This window comes from Kitasatospora sp. NPDC001159 (assembly GCF_053598235.1).
The window spans coordinates 1-1,727 of the sequence record NZ_JBSFJV010000267.1 but is presented as its reverse complement, the minus strand read 5'-3'; the positions used below and the strand labels follow the sequence as shown (position 1 = coordinate 1,727).

The window sequence follows — 1,727 nt, the reverse complement described above, 5'->3', positions numbered from 1 at the left end:
AGCAGGAACACCGTCGTGTCCACCAAGCCCGCTACCAGGACAGACTCCGCCTCGCAGCCTGAAGCACCACTCACTCAGGACGAACTGCACCCATCAGCGATCGCCTCCGTGAGCTGTCGCAACTGCGTGTCAGGCTCGGGGACGAGATACAGCACTTCCGGGAGTCGTCCACATTTCTCGAACCGCAGGTCAAAGGCCTGGTAGCTTCCCAGCACGTCCGCGAGGGCAGAGTAGACGAGCGCATCTATTCGGCTCTCGTCGAGGAACGGGAAAAGCACGGTGACATGGGCTGGAACCCCGGCCTGAGCTGAGGGGTCGAGCCGTTCACGCCACCCGCGGACGGACGGCTCCGCCTCCGGGATCCGGACGATGAGCCCCGTCTGGCCCGCCTGAAACGCACTGGTGCTGTCATCTGCCATGACACCGCATGGTGTCACCTCTGGCCGCGACCGCCTGGGTCGGCCTGGCACCGGTGGTGTGCGCGATCAGCGGTGGCGTGGCCCGCGGGCCCGAGACGGCCCGACGGGCCAGGCACCCCAGGGCGGGCAGAGCACGGCCCGGACGGCGGCAGGGCGCAGCGGGGCGGCGCGGCAGCAGGCAGGACAGGCCCGAGCCGGGCCCAGGCACGGCCCGGGCAGCGCCACCAGGGCCCCGGCGGCAGCACGGCCGAGCCGGGGTTGAGGGGTATCCGCCCACGTCACAGGGCACGACAGCACCCCACGCGACAGGGGGCGCGACAGCAGGCGCGACGCCTCCGGCAGACCACGGAAGCAAAAGCCCGAGCGATCTGACGACGCGCCCGAAGCCCGCCGAGAAGCGCTCCAGGCCGTCCCTGCCCGCCTGCACCCACCGCGTTCGAGGGAACGCGGCGGCCAGGCCCGGCGGGGGCGGCCTGGCGGCCTTCGGGGGCCGCCCACGCGTCCCCAGCCCACCCCGCCCCACCGAGCGGCCGGCACCAGCCGGACGCGAGAGAAGAAGAGGCCCGCCGCAGGCGCAGCGAACCCTCAACGCCACCGCCCCACCCAACCGGCCAACCACCACCCACAAAGCCAAGGACAGGAAGGGGAAGGAGAGGGTTGTCGGGGTGGCGAGTTCTGCCTTGACGGCCACTCACCATGGCCTCTGACCTGCGTATTTGCCCGGAATCTGGGTGCAGCGGCCGGGAAGGGCGCCGACTGGTTGGTGCACCGGTTCGTAACCCCGGTTGTCGCACCGGTAAGTGCACCCGTTGTCGGATCGTGACCGTAGGGGCCGGTCTTGGGGAGAAATGTGGGGAGAACCGCGGGCTTCCATACGGTGCTTGCCGCCGCCGGGGCGGCGGGCACCGCCCCTTTGAGGAGTCCGTGATGGCGATGCCGCCCGAGATCGACCACGCCGTGGTCGCTGCTCTGTTCCAGTTCCGGATGGCCACGGCCGAGCAGCTGCGCGTCCTGCACACCCCCGACAGCCAGCCGGAGCTGATGCGCCGGCGCCTTCGCCAGCTGAAGGCCGAGGGCCTGGTCGAGGACGTCGTCCTCCCACAGGCCGGACGGCTGCGGGCCTGGTTCCTGACCGAGCGGGGCGCGCGGATCGCCGCCCGCTTCCCGGAACTGCGCGGCGTTGCCTCCCCGCCACTGCCGGAGGACAAGACCGAGGCTAGGAGCGTGGGTCAGTAACGAGCAAGCGGCTCCGCTCCCGTCACCGACGGATCGGTCGCGGCGGCCTCGGCGGGGCCTGTGTGGGGTTCG

Annotated in this window: 2 protein-coding genes; one reads left to right on the top strand and one right to left on the bottom strand. The window is 71.3% G+C overall.

Translation table 11 applies throughout. From position 1 onward, the window contains the following. Positions 1–74 precede the first annotated feature (74 nt). A complete protein-coding gene (locus ACWC9T_RS41755) occupies positions 75–419 on the bottom strand; it encodes a 2'-5' RNA ligase family protein (protein ID WP_449826241.1) in 345 nt (114 codons plus the stop codon). Between the two features lie 927 nt (positions 420–1,346). Between ACWC9T_RS41755 and ACWC9T_RS41750 the strand changes: the two genes are divergently transcribed. Next, positions 1,347–1,655 carry a replication-relaxation family protein gene (locus tag ACWC9T_RS41750; protein ID WP_449826240.1) on the top strand — a complete coding sequence of 103 codons (309 nt, stop codon included), beginning with the start codon at positions 1,347–1,349 and terminating at the stop codon, positions 1,653–1,655. Positions 1,656–1,727: the final 72 nt, after the last annotated feature.

What these genes read in the sequence shown, in the direction of transcription:
- ACWC9T_RS41755 (WP_449826241.1), bottom strand. Translation starts at nt 419, where the DNA reads ATGGCAGATGACAGCACCAGTGCGTTTCAGGCGGGCCAGACGGGGCTC.
- ACWC9T_RS41750 (WP_449826240.1), top strand. Translation starts at nt 1,347, where the DNA reads ATGGCGATGCCGCCCGAGATCGACCACGCCGTGGTCGCTGCTCTGTTC.